The 15294-nt window shown below is 70.9% G+C and carries 12 protein-coding genes; 7 read left to right on the top strand and 5 right to left on the bottom strand.

Translation table 11 applies throughout. From position 1 onward, the window contains the following. Positions 1-17: 17 nt before the first annotated feature. The 3 genes from OEB96_RS30470 to OEB96_RS30460 are packed head-to-tail and all read left to right on the top strand — an operon-like array spanning position 18 to position 2268. Positions 18-884, top strand: a complete 867-nt coding sequence (locus tag OEB96_RS30470; protein WP_266220309.1) for a DUF692 domain-containing protein — start codon at positions 18-20, stop codon at positions 882-884. After that, complete coding sequence (locus OEB96_RS30465) at positions 881-1639, top strand: hypothetical protein (protein WP_266220308.1); 759 nt, start codon at positions 881-883, stop codon at positions 1637-1639. The genes OEB96_RS30470 and OEB96_RS30465 overlap by 4 nt, the downstream gene beginning before the upstream one ends. Positions 1640-1686: 47 nt before the next feature. After that, positions 1687-2268: a hypothetical protein gene (locus OEB96_RS30460; protein WP_266220307.1), complete on the top strand. Its 582-nt coding sequence runs from the start codon at positions 1687-1689 to the stop codon at positions 2266-2268. Positions 2269-2289: 21 nt separating this feature from the next. Here OEB96_RS30460 and OEB96_RS30455 read toward each other — a convergent pair whose 3' ends face one another. The 4 genes from OEB96_RS30455 to OEB96_RS30440 all read right to left on the bottom strand — a co-directional run bounded on the left by OEB96_RS30455 (position 2290) and on the right by OEB96_RS30440 (position 6818). After that, the gene (locus tag OEB96_RS30455) at positions 2290-3114 is read right to left on the bottom strand and encodes a peptidylprolyl isomerase (RefSeq protein WP_266220306.1); all 825 of its coding nucleotides are present in this window, start codon (positions 3112-3114) and stop codon (positions 2290-2292) included. Between the two features lie 16 nt (positions 3115-3130). After that, the gene (locus tag OEB96_RS30450) at positions 3131-4273 is read right to left on the bottom strand and encodes a metallophosphoesterase (RefSeq protein WP_266220305.1); all 1143 of its coding nucleotides are present in this window, start codon (positions 4271-4273) and stop codon (positions 3131-3133) included. Between the two features lie 87 nt (positions 4274-4360). Continuing rightward, positions 4361-5548 (bottom strand): hypothetical protein, encoded by a 1188-nt coding sequence (locus tag OEB96_RS30445; protein ID WP_266220304.1) that lies wholly within the window; start codon positions 5546-5548, stop codon positions 4361-4363. Positions 5549-5720: 172 nt separating this feature from the next. Further along, a complete protein-coding gene (locus OEB96_RS30440; protein WP_266220303.1) occupies positions 5721-6818 on the bottom strand; it encodes a penicillin-insensitive murein endopeptidase in 1098 nt (365 codons plus the stop codon). A 542-nt stretch (positions 6819-7360) separates the two neighbouring features. On the opposite strand from OEB96_RS30440, the gene OEB96_RS30435 reads away from it, so the two are divergent. The 3 genes from OEB96_RS30435 to OEB96_RS30425 all read left to right on the top strand — a co-directional run bounded on the left by OEB96_RS30435 (position 7361) and on the right by OEB96_RS30425 (position 12034). Then, positions 7361-9022: a golvesin C-terminal-like domain-containing protein gene (locus OEB96_RS30435; protein WP_266220302.1), complete on the top strand. Its 1662-nt coding sequence runs from the start codon at positions 7361-7363 to the stop codon at positions 9020-9022. A gap of 1 nt (position 9023) precedes the next feature. Further along, on the top strand, positions 9024-10220 hold the full coding sequence (locus OEB96_RS30430; protein ID WP_266220301.1) for an LpqB family beta-propeller domain-containing protein: 1197 nt from the start codon (positions 9024-9026) through the stop codon (positions 10218-10220). 155 nt (positions 10221-10375) lie between these two features. After that, positions 10376-12034, top strand: coding sequence for a glycerol-3-phosphate dehydrogenase/oxidase (locus OEB96_RS30425; RefSeq protein ID WP_266220300.1), 1659 nt, complete (start codon positions 10376-10378; stop codon positions 12032-12034). 25 nt (positions 12035-12059) lie between these two features. Here OEB96_RS30425 and OEB96_RS30420 read toward each other — a convergent pair whose 3' ends face one another. After that, on the bottom strand, positions 12060-12731 hold the full coding sequence (locus OEB96_RS30420; protein ID WP_266220299.1) for a hypothetical protein: 672 nt from the start codon (positions 12729-12731) through the stop codon (positions 12060-12062). 91 nt (positions 12732-12822) lie between these two features. Between OEB96_RS30420 and OEB96_RS30415 the strand changes: the two genes are divergently transcribed. Continuing rightward, on the top strand, positions 12823-15282 hold the full coding sequence (locus tag OEB96_RS30415; RefSeq protein WP_266220298.1) for an FG-GAP repeat domain-containing protein: 2460 nt from the start codon (positions 12823-12825) through the stop codon (positions 15280-15282). Positions 15283-15294 lie beyond the last annotated feature (12 nt).

Genomic DNA, 15294 nt, shown 5'->3' with positions numbered 1-15294 from the left:
TCCAACCCAGGTCCTCGATGACCACCACCCAGCCCACGGGCGTCGGCATTGGGCTCCGCCGCGAGCACTTCGCCGCGATCGAGCAGTGCGAGCGCCGTGTGGGCTGGCTGGAGATCATCCCGGAGAACTACGTCGCCCACGGCGGGCACGCGCTGGCCAACCTTCGCTGGTGTGCCGAGCGCTGGCCCGTCGTCGCGCATGGCGTGTCGCTCTCGGTGGGGGGTCCCGACCCGCTCGACGAGGACTACCTCGTGGGGCTCCGCCGGCTGCTCGATGAGCTGCGGGCGCCCTTCTATACCGACCACCTGTGCTACGCGACGATCGGCGGGGTCAACTTCTACGACCTGTTGCCGCTGCCGTTCTCGGAGGAGGCGGTGCACCACACCGCCGCCCGCATCCGCCAGCTCGCCGACCGGCTCGAGCGCCCGGTGGCGGTGGAGAACATCAGCTACTACGCGACGATGCCCGGCGGGACCATGAGCGAGGGACAGTTCGTCTCGGCCGTGGTCGAGGAAGCGGACTGCGGCCTGCTGCTCGACGTCAACAACGTCTACGTCAATGCCCAAAACCACCGCGAGGATCCCCGGGCCTCGCTCGCCGCATTGCCGCTGCATCGCACCATGCAGATCCACATCGCCGGCCACGTGAAGGAAGGCGAGCGCATCATCGACAACCACGGACGCCCGCTGATCGAGCCGGTCTGGGCGCTCTACGAGCAGGCCCTGCAGGCCGTGGGCCCCGTGCCCACGCTGCTCGAGTGGGACACCGACATCCCCGCGCTCGATCGCGTGCTCGACGAGGCCGATCGCGCGCAGGCGATCTGGGAGCGCGTGGCCAGCTCGTGGTCGCCGAGCCATGCTCCCCGGACCGCGAGGTCGGCATGAGCCCCGACGACCACGGGGGCGCGCTGGCGGCGTTCTTCGCCCAGATGAAGCCCTATCTGCTGGGGCAGCAGGCGCTCGCGCCCACCCTGCGCGCGCTCGGGCCCCCGCACGGCAGCGAGGACGACTTCTCGTTCTACCGCGTGCTGGCCGAGCGCAACCTGTTCAAGGTGATGCTCGAGCTCTACGGCCCGCTGCGCACGCTGTGGCTGCGCAGGCAGGACGAGCTGCCGGCCGCGGTGGGGACGTGGCGCGCGATGGTGGACGAGTACATCGCCGCGCACCCGCCCGCGGGCCGCCACCCCAACTGCTTCGGCGAGGCGCTGCCGGAGTTCCTCGCGGCCCGACGCGAGCGGATCCCCGAGCAGCCGGTCGTCTACGAGGAGCTCGCCGACTTCTGCTGGATCCGCACGCGCGCCCACCAGGCGCCGGACGACGAGGGCGACGGGTTCGACTCGCGCCTGTTCGTCCGACAGTACTCCTACCCGATTCCCGACTTCGTGGCCGCGCTCGGTCGCGACTCCCAGGCACCGGTGCCCGAGCCGCAGCCGAGGGTGTTGCTCGTGTATCGCCACTGGCAGCAGCTGCAGGTGCGCCTGTTCCATCCCTCGGCCGCCGGCCTGGTCGCGCTCGCCCGGCGGCAGGGCGTCGAGGTCCCGGCGCCGCTGCAGGCGGTTCCGAGCGATCACGTCGAGATCGCCGACGCTGCGCTGGTCGAGCACGGGGTGCTCGGCCCGCGGGTCACCGCCCCTGCCTGACGAAACGTTCGAAGCCCGCGACCGTTCGACCCCGAGGAGCATCGCGCATGACCGCATTCCTTCATCCGCTTCGCATGCTCGCCTCGGTGAGCCTCGTGGCGTCGGCCTGCCTCCTGCCCGGGTGCGGCGACGACTCGGGCTCGGTCGACGGCAGCACCACGATGGACCCCCCGACCTCGTCCGACGGTGCCGACTCGACCGGCGAGCCGCTGCCGTTCGACGAGGCCGAGGTGATCGAGCTGGCCGGGCAGTACGCCACCGCGCTGGTCCAGATCAACGATCAGCCGTTCACCTCGCAGCACGCGCTGGCGGCCGCCGTGAACGTGTTCGTCGATCCCGCGGCCGCCGATCTCTACCGCATGCTCGATCCCGTCGCGCCCGTCGAGCTCGCGTTCCCCGAGGGCACGCTCCTGGTCAAGGAGCACCTCGACGGGGATGGGGCCTTCATCGGCTACAACCTGATGTATCGCGGGCCCGAGGGCTTTGCGCCCGACTCGAGCGACTGGTACTGGGCCCGGGTCACCGCCGCGGGCGTCGCGGCCGAGAGCGGGGCGATCGACTACTGCATCAACTGTCATGCCGCGGCGCCGGGGCACGCGTTCGGGGTGGCCGTCGACAATCGGCGGTGACCTGGCGCGGCTCGGGGGCGCTCATGGCTCGAGCGACACGGCGTAGCGCGTGCGCAGCTCGTCCAGCCGCTCGCGCAGCGCCGTGCCGCGCCGCGAGGCCTTGAAGTCCAGCAGCACCCGATTGCGGATCTTCTCGAACGGCAGCCCCTCGCCGGGCTGCACCGCCTCCACGTGCACCAGCGTCCAGCCTCCCGGGTTGGGCAGCATCGCCCACTCGCCGGGCGGCAGCTCGGCCACCGCGGCGCCGATCTCGGGCCCATAGGTGCCCATGAGGTTGGCGGCCGAGAAGCCCTTGCCGCTGGCATGGCGGCCCCCCACCGACTTGGGATCGGCCCCCGCCCGCAGGCTCTCGAGCGCTTGCTGGGCGCGCGCGTCGTCGGTCTCCTCGGGCAGGCGTGGCAGCGTGAGCACCATGAAGTCGTAGCGCGGCGGGCCGGCCCAGCGCTCGGGTGCTCGTGCCATGAACGCGCGCAGCGTGGCGTCGTCGGGCTCCTGCGGCACCTCGAGGTTGGTGCTCACGAACTCCATCTTCTGGATCACGCGCTGCCGCACCATGGGGTCGTCGCGATCGAGACCCAGCGCCAGGCCCTCGCGGTAGAGCAGCTCGCCGTCCACCCAGCCGTCGATGGCCTGGGTGCGCTCGGCCTCGCTCGGCGGACGGCCGAGCTTGGCCTCGAGGTCGGCGACGATCCGCTCCTGGACGTCGCGGCTCACCACGAGGGTGCGGTCGGGCTCGTCCGGATCGTTCGCGAGCGTGCCGAGCCAGAAGACGCCCGCCCCGAGGATCGCGAAGTGCAGCAGCGGCTCGCGGAGCACGCGGCGGATCGAGGTCCAGGGACCGGTCATCGGGATCCGGACGGGCTCAGAGCGTCGCGGTCAGCTCGTGATCGAGGTTGCCATCGAGGTCGTAGAACGTCGCGGTCAGGTCGTGCCCGGCGATCTGCACCCACAAGAAGCCCTCGCGCTGGTCGTCGCCCCACTGGGTGGGGTTGTCGTCGCGGAACACGAAGTCGCTGGTCTTCGACGACGCTCCCGACACGAAGAAGTAGGTGCCGCATACCGGATCGAAGACCTGGCGGTTGTGATCGTGCCCGCTGATGTAGACCTGGGCATTGCCGCACACGAAGTCGTCGACGAAGTCCTTGACGTCCACCCCCGAGATGAACGGCAGCCCCGGGATGCCCTCGTAGTTGCCCGCGTTGCCGTGCTCCCCGTTGGAGAGGTAGGGGTGGTGGGCCACCGCGATCTTCCAGTACGCGGTGCTGGCCGCCATCTCCGTGGCCATCCAGTCGCGCTGGTCGTTGACGTCGTGGTTCCACATCATGCGCGCGCTGTCGAACATGAAGAACTGGGTGCCGCCGGTCTCCGAGGAGAACGTGTACCAGTAGTGGGGCATCACCCATCGATCGCTATAGTTGGTGTACTCGATCTGATGGGCACCCCGGGCCCAGTCGTTGGCCAGCGTGCCGTAGTCGTGGTTGCCCAGCACCACGTAGAACGGCATGGCGAGGCCCTCGTAGGGCAGCTCGAACTTGTCGACGAACTGCTGGTCCATGGCCGAGGTCACGCCCACGTCGTAGAAGTTGTCGCCGAGCAGCAGCGCAAAGTCGCAGCCCCGATCGGCGCACACCATCTCGGCCGCCGTGGCCACCATCACCTGCGCCTCGTTGCCCTCGCCCTGATCGCCGAACGCCACGAACCTCACCACCCCGGACTCGCCCGTCGGCTCGCCGGTGGTGGTGTCGGGGCCGGCGGAGGAGTCCACCGCGCTCGTGGTGGTGTTGCTGGCGCTGCCGGTCTGCCCCTCGGAGCTCGTGCTCGGATTCTGCGTGGGGTTGGGGGTGGTGGACGAACTCGACGCACCGTCGGCCCCGGAGCCCGAGGCGGCGGTGCCCGAGCCTTCCTGCTCCGGCGTCGGGTTCGACGACGTGCCACAGCTCGTCAGCAAGAGCGCCAGCGTCAGCGTGGTTCCTCGTGCGATGACTCCCCCGGACCGATTCGGCATGGCGGCAACCCTAGCCCAAAATCGCACGCGATGGGGGGCGAGCTTTCGACGTCACGCACCCGTCACGAGGACGAGCCCCTCGCGCGGCTACCATCCCGGGTAGCCGCATGCGGCCGGGCCACGGGTGAGCGTGGTCTCGCAGGTGGTGCCGTTGCACACCAGGCCGGGCCCACACGCGAGCGTATCCTCGCAGCTCTCGCCCTCGGCCGGCGCCGGCTGGCAAAAGCCGTTGGGGCAGTAGCGGCTTTGGCACTGGGGATGGCCCGCGCACATCTGTCCGTTCTCCTGCGGCGCCATGCACGTGCCGATGGGATCGTCGATGGTCGTGCTGCACCACGCCCCCAGGGCGCAGCTCCCGGAGATGCAGGCGGCACCAGCCTCCGGCCGCTCCACGCAGCGCACCTGGTCGGGGTCGCAGACGGAGTCGTCGCTGCACAGCACGCCCCACAGGCACGACTCACCCACGCCGGGGGCGACCACGCAGCGCGAGTAGTCGTTGCAGTGGAGATCCTGCGCGCACGGGCGCTGGTCGCAGGGCTCCCCCTCCGTGGCGAAGCGCTGGCAAGCGGTGGTGCCGCTCTCGTAGGACCACTCGCAGTAGAGGCCCTCGGCGCAATCGAGGTCGTCGCAGGGCTGCCCCTCGCCGGGCGGAGCCATGCAGGTATTGGTTCGCCAGCTGCACTGAAGGCCCGCCGCGCAGGATCCGTAGTCGCACGACTCACCCAGCTCGGCCGCCGGCTCGCAGCGGCCCGTGGCCCAGCTGCACCAGAGCCCCGACGCGCAGTCGTCGTACGGGCCGAGCATGTCGTTGCCACAGGTCTCCCCCTGCGCACGCCCTCCGAGCACGTCACAGGGCGCCGCGCACTCTCCATCGTGGCACGCCAGCCCCTGCGCGCAGTCGGAGATCAGCGGGTCGTCGCCCCCGCAGGGCTCGCCCTCGGCGCGGCTGCCGTGGAACACCGCGCAGAAGTCGGTGCACAGCGGCGTGCTGCCGCCAGGCCAGTAGCACGCGTAGCGCTCGATCGTCTCCGTGATGAGGGCCATGCACGCGGGGTCGTAGACGAGCTCCCGGCGCTGGCCCTCGGACAGCCGCGCCTTCCACCGCGTCTCGAGCTCGGGCACGCAGGCATCCTCGTCGTACCCGGTCCACCCGCAGCTGCACGCGGTGGCGCTTTGGCAGTGGGACTGGATCAGCGCATAGAGCTCGGTCGAGGTCGGCCCGGCATCCTCGTAGAGCACGCAGCCCGTCGCGCTCGCCAGCCATCCCACCAGCATCGCGAGCCCTCGCCCTCGCCTTCCCCCATCGAGCCTGCCGTCGACCATACGAGAGGCTCCAAGGTCGCCCATGCGGCGGCGGCGGGCAAGCCCCCCGCCTCACTCGCGCTGCGGTCGCGCCCCGGTCACTCCGGGCCTGCTCCCCGAGCGGTGGCATGGCCCATCGGCGGGCTCAGGGCACGCACTCGGGCTCGTACGGCCCGCATCCGAAGCGCACGTGGAGGTGCTGCTCGTGACCGGAGCTATGGCGCACCAAACCGCGCGCCGCCTTGCTGCCGCGCGGGTACTGGATCAGCGCGCCGAGCTGGGCCTCCGAGGCGCCCGCGGCCTTGGCGGCGCGATACAGGCGACGCTGCGCCTTGTAGTCGAGGAAGATCACCATCGCGTCGACCTGCGAGAACGCCAGCACCAGCTGCCAGACCGCGTCCCACTGCACCCGGCTGCCGCGGGGTTCCTGCCAGGCCGGCACCTCCGGCCGCCTCGGCAGGCGAAGATCCACGTCGCGCCCGCTCTGATGCGACTTGTGCTCGCCGATCGGTCCTCCGCGGGGGCGGCTCATCGAGCCCACCCCGAGCGGCAGCGGATACGAGCCGTGCGCGAAGAACGAGTCGACCGCCAGCACCAGCTGCTCGACCGCATGCGAGGTGCCATAGGCCGAGCGGGGCAGGCGAAGCTCGAGCCCCTCGTGATCGGGGATCCGCAGCCCATTGAGCAGCACGCCATCCGCCGGGGACCCGACGCTCATGGCCCCGCGCCGCATCCCTCGACCGAGATCGGGGGGCAGGGGATCGGGGCCTTCGGAGATCCAGTCGTACACGACCGGGTCGACCCACACCTGCAACGTGGCGCCCGGTCGCATCTTCTTGCTGTAGGGATAGTTGTAGGCCCGCAGATCCCGACCATCCACGCCGTGCCGCAGGGCCACCGACCACCACGTGTCGCCCTCCTGCACCGCGTAGTCGATGCGCTGGCGGGGTGGCGGCAGCCGGCGGGCGCGGACCCGCAGACGCTTGAGCTTGCGGGGCATCGGCTCGTCCGGCCCCAGCCCGTTCCACTCCCGGACCTCGTCCTCCCTCACGCCGTAGCGCAGCGCGATCTGCCGCACCGACTCTCGGGGCACCCGTCGGTGCTCGATCCACCGTGAGCGAGGCAACGGCAGCAGCGCGGGCGCGAGCACGGCCCGGCCCTGGCCGATGGTGGACGACTCGAGGTCATCCACCCCCAGCTCCGCCGCGGCCGTGGGAGGCTCGTCGAGGGGCGCGGGGGTCACGGGACCTCCGTTGGGTGTGGCCTCCGGTGCCGCGACATCCGCGGGATCCACGCTCTCCGAGGCCACCATCCGTGCCCTCGACCCAACCTCCGCATTGCGCGCGCGTGCATATGCGCCAATCGCGGGGCGGTGGTTGGGCGCTTCGTCCTCCCCGTGGGAGACCGCGCAGGCGACGAGGATGCCGAGCGCGAGGGCTCCCTTACCCCTCGTTCTCGACGCTACGGCCCGTTTGGGGCCCGTCTGCGTCCCTCCCACCGCGGCCATGGTACCGCGCGGAGCGCTCGAGTGGGGGGCGATCCGCCCATCGAATGGGCATCCCGCGCAGATTGTGATCGAGCCTACGACCTCGGCAGCACTTCCCTCAAAAAAACCGAATGGGGTCTCAAGTTTCAGGTTTACCTACACCCTCCGACCTCGTACCTTGGTCTCGAGGTTGGATGAGCGTGGGGTCCAGGGCACCCGGAAGGGCCCGACCCCACCCTGGCTCGAAGCGGAAGATGTGGGGGTGCAAGCCCTCAACATGGGGATGACAGGAGAACGAGATGCGCATTGCACACGTAGGTTCCGTGTTGGTGTTGCTCGCGATGGGGCTGCCGGGCTGTGACTCGGAGCCGGAGGGTCGCGACCCGCTGATGCCCACCATCCAGGACGTGGAGCCGCGCGATCTCAACGCGCAGTTCGACGCCGCGTCGGAGGAGTTCGACGTGCCCGTCCCGATCCTCAAGGCGCTCGGCTACGCCGAGACCGGCCTGATGATGGTGGTGGCCGAGCCCGAGTTCGAGGGGCGTGCTTCCTACGGGGTGATGGCCTTGCGGCACGACATCGTCGAGGAGGCGGCCTCGCTGGCCGGGCTTCCGCTCGAGGACGTGGCCGGCGATCCCGGGGCCAACATTCGAGCCGCGGCCGCGTGGCTGTCGGCCGAGGCCGACCGCCTCGGTCTGCAGGACCGCGCCGACCTCGGTGCATGGGCCGATGCCACCGCGAGCTACAGCGGCATCGACGACGACGTGGCGCGCTCGGCCTACGTCTACCAGAGCGTCTACCAGACCATTCGCGACGGCTTCGAGGTCAAGGACGCCGAGGGCGTGGTGCGAGCCAGCCTCGAGCCGACCGACGCGTGGCCGGCCTTCACCGTGCCTCCGCCGGCTCCCGCCGTCGAGGCCGGGCCCGACTACGCGGGCTCGCTGTGGCGGCCCTCGCCCAACTACAGCAGCCGGCCCGGGGGCACCAGCGGCAAGCCCACCATGGTCATCATCCACACCTGCGAGGGCTCGTACAACGGCTGCTGGAGCTGGCTCAAGAACAGCGCCTCGGGCGTGAGCGCCCACTACGTCGTCAAGGAGGACGGCAACGAGATCACGCAGCTGGTGCGCGAGAACAAGAAGGCGTGGCACATCGCGGCCTCGTACAAGTGCAACCTGAACTCCAACAAGGAGTGCGGGCTCAACGGGGTCTCGGGCAACAACTTCACCATCGGCATCGAGCACGCCGGCTTCGCCAACCAGGCCAGCTGGAACTCCAAGCTCATCAACGAGTCGGCCAAGCTGGTCTGCGACATCACCCGTGACAACGGGATCCCGCGCGACAAGTACCACATCGTCGGTCACGGGCAGCTCCAGCCCAACAACCGCGTCGACCCCGGTCCCAACTGGCCGTGGAACGACTACCTCGACAAGGTCGATTCCTACTGCAACGGCGGCGCACCGCCGCCGGCCGAGCCGCCGCCGGCCGAGCCTCCTCCCGCCGAGCCCCCGCCCGGTGGCGGCGGTGGTGGTGGCGACACCATCATCATCGACAGCAACAACGCCAACAACGACCCCGAGCTCGGCTTCATGTCGGTCTCGAGCAACTGGGTGGCGTCGAGCGGCTCGAGCCAGCTGTACGGCAGCGGCTACTGGTACGCGACCACCGCGGCCGTGTCCGATCCCGCGACCATGTGGTTCTACTCGCCCGAGGGCGGCAACTACAAGGTCGACACCTGGCACACCGAGGGCACCAACCGCTCGGCGGCGGCACCCTTCGTGATCTACGACGCCTCGGGCTCGACCACGATCGTCAACGTCGACCAGCGCACCAACGGCGGCCAGTGGAACAACCTCGGGTCGTTCGACTTCGCGCCGGGCTGGAACAAGGTGCAGCTGTCGCGCTGGACCTCGAGCCCGACGGTGGTCATCGCCGACGCGATGCGGGTGACGAAGAACTAGCGTGGCGCTGGGCCAGCGAGTCACGAGCACGGGCAGAGCAGGCCGCGGATGCGGCCTGCTCGCGGCATTGGTTGCCATCGCCTGCGGCGGCTCGTCGGCCCCCGCCAAGGGGGACTCGCCGGTCGACCAGGCCAAGGCCAAGGCCGGCGAGCCCAGCTCGCCCCAGCTCGCCAACGCCCCGTCGCTCGACGCGAGCACGCTGCCCGGCTCGATCCTGTTCGTCTCCGAGCGCGACGGCAACCTCGAGGTCTACCGCTGGCGTGCCGGCTCCTCGCCGCAGCGGCTGACCGACGATCCCCGCAGCGACTTCATCGCCGACGCCGCTCCCGACGGCTCGGGGTTCTTCCGCGTGGCCACGGTGGAGGGCGAGGTGCCCGAGGCGCATCGCGAGCAGCTCTACTGGGTGCCCACCACCGGGGAGCCGGTGGCGATCGGCCGCGAAGGTCGGCGCGGGCGCGCGGCCAGCTGGGCGCCCGATCGCAGCTTCGCGGTGTTCGAATCCGACATGTCGGACGCGAATGCAGGCACGGCCGGGCCCACGCCGGAGGTCTTCAGCGACCTTTGGCGCTGGGAGCCCGGAGGCTCGTTGGTGCGGCTCACCACCACCGAGCACGGCGCATTCGAGCCGGCCGTCTCGCCCGATGGTGCCTCGATCGCCTACGTCTCGACCCAGGACGGCAACCCCGAGCTCTACGTCATGGGCTCACGCGGCGAGGCGCCGCAGCGCCTGACCGACTGGCGCCGCGACGACACGGCGCCGCGATGGTCGCCCGACGGTCGCCAGCTCGCGTTCTTGCGCCGCGAGCAGGGGGGCGAGCGCCTGTTCCTGCTGCCGCCCTCGCCCGGCGCCGAGCCTCGCCGCCTGGTGCCCACCGCCGAGGGCGAGAAGCTCGGCCACGCCGATCATGCCTGGGCCCCCGATGGCGCCCGCCTGGCGTACACCGTCCATCGCCCGCAGCAGCCGCCGCAGGTGGTGGTGACCGAGCTCGCCGACGGCCGCACCCGCGTGATCTCGCCCGACGGCTTGCGAGCGACCACGCCCCGCTGGTCCCCCGACGGGCAGTTCGTGGTGATGACGGGGACGACGGGCGATCCCGCGGCGCTCGATCTCTATGTGGTCAGGGCCTCCGATGGCGCGTGGGCGAGGCTGACCGAAGCTCCGGCGCCCGACTGGCTGCCGTACTGGACCGCGCGCTGAGAGCGTGCACGAACGTCCCGGGCGGCGTTGGATCTGCCGAGGACCGGCCGTGAACCCCCCATGGGCCCATGGCTGCGTCGGCCTCGCAGGTGCGCTACACCTGCGCCGATCCCCGGGCGGTCGTCCGAGGGCCAACGGAAAGCAGAGTCCCCGCCGTGACCCAGCGACAACAGAGCCTCGACGCGCTCGACGAGCGCGAGCTCGACGTGCTCGTGGTCGGCGGTGGGATCAACGGGGCCGTGAGCGCTGCCGCCCTGGCCGCCCACGGCGCGCGCGTGGGACTGGTCGAGCGGGGCGACTTCGGCGGGCAGACCAGCATGCACTCGTCCAACCTCGCGTGGGGGGGGATCAAGTACATGGAGACGCTCGAGCTGGGCCTCGTGCGCAAGCTGTGCCGCGCCCGCAACGAGCTGATGCGCGCCTACCCCAGCGCGGTTCGGGAGACCCGCTTCTTGCTCACCGTGGCCCGCGGCTCGCGGTGGGGCCGCTTCGGCCACCTGCTGCTCTACGTGGGGGCGCTGCTCTACTGGGCGATCGGCGGGTTCTTCACCCGGCGCCCGCGCCTGCTGACCCGGGCCGCCATCGCGCGCGAGGAGCCCACGGTCGCCATCGACCGGGCGGTGGGCGGCATCGAGTACTCCGACGCGCGCTTCGTGGACAACGACGCGAGCTTCGTGCTCGGGTTCATCCGCGATGCGGCGGCCCGCGGGGCGGTGGTGGCCAACTACGCCGCTTCGGAGGGCAGCACCTGGGACGGGGAGCGCTGGACCACCGAGGTTCGCGACTTGTCAGGCGATGGGGCGGGCGATCGGGTGCTCACGGTGCGCTCGCGGGTGGTCGTCAACGCGTGTGGGCCGTATGTCGAGGAGCACGATGCCCGCAGCGGGATCAAGACCAAGCATCGTCACGTGCTCTCCAAGGGCGTGCATCTGGTGGTGCCGCGGGTCACCGAGCACGAGCGGGTGCTGGCGTTCTTCGCCGACGATGGCCGGCTGTTCTTCGTGATCCCCATGGGCGAGCGCTCGAGCATCGGCACCACCGATACCCGCGTGGACAGCCCGAAGGCGCAGGCGACCGACGAGGACCGCCGGTTCATCCTCTCCAACATCAACGCGCGGCTGCGGCTGCCCCGACCGCTGACCATGGACGACGTGATCGCCGAGCGCTGCGGGGTGCGGCCGCTGGTGGTCTCGGCCGTGGATGATGGGGAGCAAGACCAGGAGTGGACCGCGCTCAGCCGCAAGCACGAGATCGAGGTCGACCGCGCCCGCAAGCACGTGAGCATCTTCGGCGGCAAGCTGACCGACTGCGTCAACGTGGGGCGGGAGGTGGTCGAGGAGGTCATCGGGCTGGGGGTGGAACTCGAGCCCGCCGCGGGGGGCCGGTGGTACGGGGAGCCGGAGCCGCAGCGGCGGGGCGAGGTGGTGGCGCGGGCCATGGGCCTGGGGCTGTGCGAGGCCGATGCCGAGGGTCTGTGGCGGCGGCTCGGGGTGCGGGCACTGCGGGTGCTCGAGCGGATCGAGGCCGACCCGGCGATGGCCCGGCCGGTGATCGAGGGCGGCGAGGTGCTGTGGGGCGAGGTGGCGCAGGCGGCCGAGCACGAGCGGGTGGTGCGGCTCGAGGACTTCCTGCGCCGGCGCACGAGGCTCTCGCAGGTGGTGCCGGCGCCGGAGCTGGCAAGGGTGTTGCCCGAGCTCGCGGCGGTGCTGTTCGGGGATCGGGCGCAGCAGGAGCTGCGGGTGTACGACGGCGGCTGTGGCGAGGCGGCGCAGGACGAGGGCGCCTCCGAGGGCTTGAGCCGCCGGCTGGGGTGACGATCCTACGCGCAGCTCGAGGGCGCTACTCCTCCTCGCCCAGCGGCAGGAACTGGCTCGGATCGATCCCCGCATCGTGGCTCACCACGATTCCGGCAATCGCCGCCACGTCCGTCCCGCCCACGCCGCCTTCGCGGTTGCGCACCACGATCGAGTGCGTCCCCGCTTCGACCTCGTACCACAGCGGCGTGTGCGTGCACCCGTTGCCCGCCCACGTCTGCACCGGGAGCCACCACCACGTGTAGTCGGCCACCGTGCTGCATCCGTACAGCCACGTCGTCTCCTCGCTCCCGTCGACGCTGAGGTAGAGCGAGTCGGCGTTGTTCGGCTCGTCGCCCGCGCTCTCGTCCCAGACCAGCGCCCACAGATAGAGCGGCCCCTCGCACGTGGTCGTGACCTCCACCGTCACCGTGCCCATCTCGTCGGCGCCCGAGCGGGCGACCTGGATCCCGAGCACGTCCGCGTCTCCGAGCGTCATCGGCTCCATCAGCACGCCGTCGCGCGTCCATGCCACCTGCGTGTTCGGCTCGGCCGCGCACGCGGGGGTTCCGCTCGAGCCGTCGGCCGTGTCGGCCTCGGTGGCCGTCCCGGTGGTGTCGTCGTTCCCCGTCTCCGCACTCTCTCCGTCGGCGTTGGGTGTGCACCCCGGACCGAGCATTGCGAGCGCGGTGAGCGCAAGTGCCGAAATCGTCGTCATCCGCATGCGAATTTCCCCGGATCATGGTGCCCACCATGAGAGCCTCGGATCAATGGTGATTTGCGGGGTCCAACCACCCATGGGCTTGGCCATGAGCGTGGGGCGAAGGGCGTGGGGGTGGTGCGCGGCATCGAGCCTCGCGCTGGTGCTGGGTGGCAGCGGCTGCAACGGGGGCGGAGAGGACGGTGATGGCAGCACCACCACCGGCATCGACCTCGACACGAGCGACACCGAGTCCGCGACCATGGGGACGGCCACCGACACCGGGGTCGACGACCTCGACGGCGGCTCCTCGGAGGACGGCCCCGCGCCCGAGTGCCTGACCTCGGCCGACTGCGAGGGCGGGGCCTGCATCGACGGCATGTGCTGCGCGGCCGAGTCGGTCTGCGGCGACGTGTGCTGCACGGGCGGCAGCGAGCTGTGCCTGTTTGGTTCCTGCGTGGTCCCGGGGGCCGACTGCACCACGGCCGACGACTGCGCCGAGGACGAGTACTGCGAGCTGGCCCTGGGCGAGCCGGGCGGAGGCCAGGGCGTGCCGCCGCCCGGCTTGGTGTGCACCCAGTCGCTGCCGCCCTCGGGGGCCTGCATCGCCGCGCCCACCGTGTGCGGCGAGCCGGGGGCCGACCCCGAGACGTGCCTCGAGTCGTGCGAGATCCAAAACGAGCCCGGTCAGCTCGACGCCACCATCAAGTGGCAGTGGGGTCTCATCGATGCGGGGCAGTTCCCCGAGCACAGCGACGTGTGGGCCACCCCCACCGTGGCGCGGCTCTACGACGCCAACTGCGACGGCAGCGTCGACGACAACGATCCGCCCAACATGGTGTTCGTGGCCGGCGACACCAACGAGACCTGCTGTTCCTGCGGCGGCGAGGCGATCTCGACCTGCAAGACCGGCGTGCTGCGGGTGCTCGACGGCACCAACGGCGAGGAGATCTGGTCGCTCGACAAGGCCAAGGACGGCCCCGAGGGCTTCGCCGGGCTCTCGGTGGCGCTCGGCGACATGGACGGCGACGGCTTCGTCGACATCGTGGCGATGACCGGCGACGGCTACCCGGTGGTGATCGATCGCAACGGCGGCGTCATGGCGATCGCCGACACCCCGGTGCCCAACGTGAGCGGCACGTTCGGCTGGGGCGGCGGCATGGGCATCGCCGACATGGACGGCGACGGCACCATCGAGGTCGTCTACGGCCGCAGCCTCTACCGCTACCAGCCGGGAGGGGGTGCGGGCGCGCTCACCAAGCTGTGGGACGGCACCGGCGGGCAGGGTGGGGGGCACAACCAGGCCCTGTCGTACATGGTCGATCTCGACGGCGACGGCGTGCTCGAGGTGCTCGCGGGCAACACCGCCTACCGCCTCGACGGCACCATCCTGTGGTACCGCAACACGCTCGGCGACGGCTTCACCGCGGTGGGCGACCTCGACCTCGACGGCGACCCCGAGGTGGTGATGGTGGTCGGCGACGTGTGGGTGCTCGACGGGGCCACCGGGGCCACCGTGCTCGGCCCGGTCGACATCCCGTTCGAGACCACCCGCGGCGGGCCGCCCACCATCGCCGACTTCGAGGGCGACGGCGTGCCCGAGGTGGGCGTGGCCGGGGGCACCGTCTACGTGGTCTACGAGCCCAACTTCGCCACCGGCAGCCTCGACGTGCTGTGGCAGCACGAGACCAAGGACACCTCGAGCGCGCGCACGGGCTCGTCGCTGTTCGACTTCGAGGGCGACGGGCGGGCCGAGGTGGTCTACTCCGACGAGTGCTTCCTGCGGGTGCTCGACGGGGTGACGGGGGAGCTGCGCTTCGCCGCGCCCAACACCACCTTCACGGCCACCGAGGCGCTGATCGTGGCCGACGTGGACGGCGACGGGCACGCAGAGATCGTGCGGGTGTCCAACAGCGCCAACTGGGACTGCAATACCTCGCCGTGGATCGACGGCGATCCGGCCACCGGCCTGCCCCCATGGGAGCCGCCGGCGGGGGCCGACTACTACCAGGGCCTGACCGTGTTCGGCGACGCCGCCAACTCGTGGGTGGGCACGCGCAGCGTGTGGAACCAGCACGCCTACTTCGTCTCGAACATCTGCGACGGCAAGGACAGCGCGTGCAACCCGGGGCAGTACTACGGGCAGATTCCCGCGGGACCCAAGGACAACTGGACCCTAGGCTGGCTCAACAACTTCCGCCAGAACGTGGGCGAGGACGACATCTTCAACGCCCCCGACGCGGTGGTCTCGCTCGAGGTGGACTGCACCAGCCCTCCAACGGTGCGCGTCTCGGTGCGCAACGAGGGCCTCGCTCCGCTGCCCGCCGGGGTGGTGGTGGGCGTGTACCGGGTCGACGGCGACGTGCAGCTCGGCACCGTGATCACCAACCAGGCGCTGCTGGCCGGGCAGACGCAGGTGATCCCGTTCGACGTGCCCGCGGGGATGGCCGACGGCACCGACGAGTTCATCGGGAGGATCCTCGTCGATCCCACCATGCCCACCTTCATCGAGTGCCGGCCGGACAACAACGAGAGCGAGCCGGCCCACGCGGTGTGCGGGCCGGGGTAGGGGCGCCGCCGG

Origin of the sequence: Paraliomyxa miuraensis (genome assembly GCF_026337845.1) — a bacterium.
Classification (GTDB): domain Bacteria; phylum Myxococcota_A; class Polyangia; order Nannocystales; family Nannocystaceae; genus Paraliomyxa; species Paraliomyxa miuraensis.
This window is presented reverse-complemented; position numbering and strand designations above follow the sequence as displayed.

Excerpts from the sequence above, each read along its gene's own strand:
- OEB96_RS30445 (WP_266220304.1), bottom strand. The coding sequence starts at position 5,548 with ATGCTGGTGGGATGGCTGGCGAGCGCGACGGGCTGCGTGCTCTACGAG.
- OEB96_RS30455 (WP_266220306.1), bottom strand. The coding sequence starts at position 3,114 with ATGACCGGTCCCTGGACCTCGATCCGCCGCGTGCTCCGCGAGCCGCTG.
- OEB96_RS30450 (WP_266220305.1), bottom strand. The coding sequence starts at position 4,273 with ATGCCGAATCGGTCCGGGGGAGTCATCGCACGAGGAACCACGCTGACG.
- OEB96_RS30470 (WP_266220309.1), top strand. The coding sequence starts at position 18 with ATGACCACCACCCAGCCCACGGGCGTCGGCATTGGGCTCCGCCGCGAG.
- OEB96_RS30435 (WP_266220302.1), top strand. The coding sequence starts at position 7,361 with ATGCGCATTGCACACGTAGGTTCCGTGTTGGTGTTGCTCGCGATGGGG.
- OEB96_RS30420 (WP_266220299.1), bottom strand. The coding sequence starts at position 12,731 with ATGACGACGATTTCGGCACTTGCGCTCACCGCGCTCGCAATGCTCGGT.
- OEB96_RS30415 (WP_266220298.1), top strand. The coding sequence starts at position 12,823 with ATGAGCGTGGGGCGAAGGGCGTGGGGGTGGTGCGCGGCATCGAGCCTC.
- OEB96_RS30465 (WP_266220308.1), top strand. The coding sequence starts at position 881 with ATGAGCCCCGACGACCACGGGGGCGCGCTGGCGGCGTTCTTCGCCCAG.
- OEB96_RS30460 (WP_266220307.1), top strand. The coding sequence starts at position 1,687 with ATGACCGCATTCCTTCATCCGCTTCGCATGCTCGCCTCGGTGAGCCTC.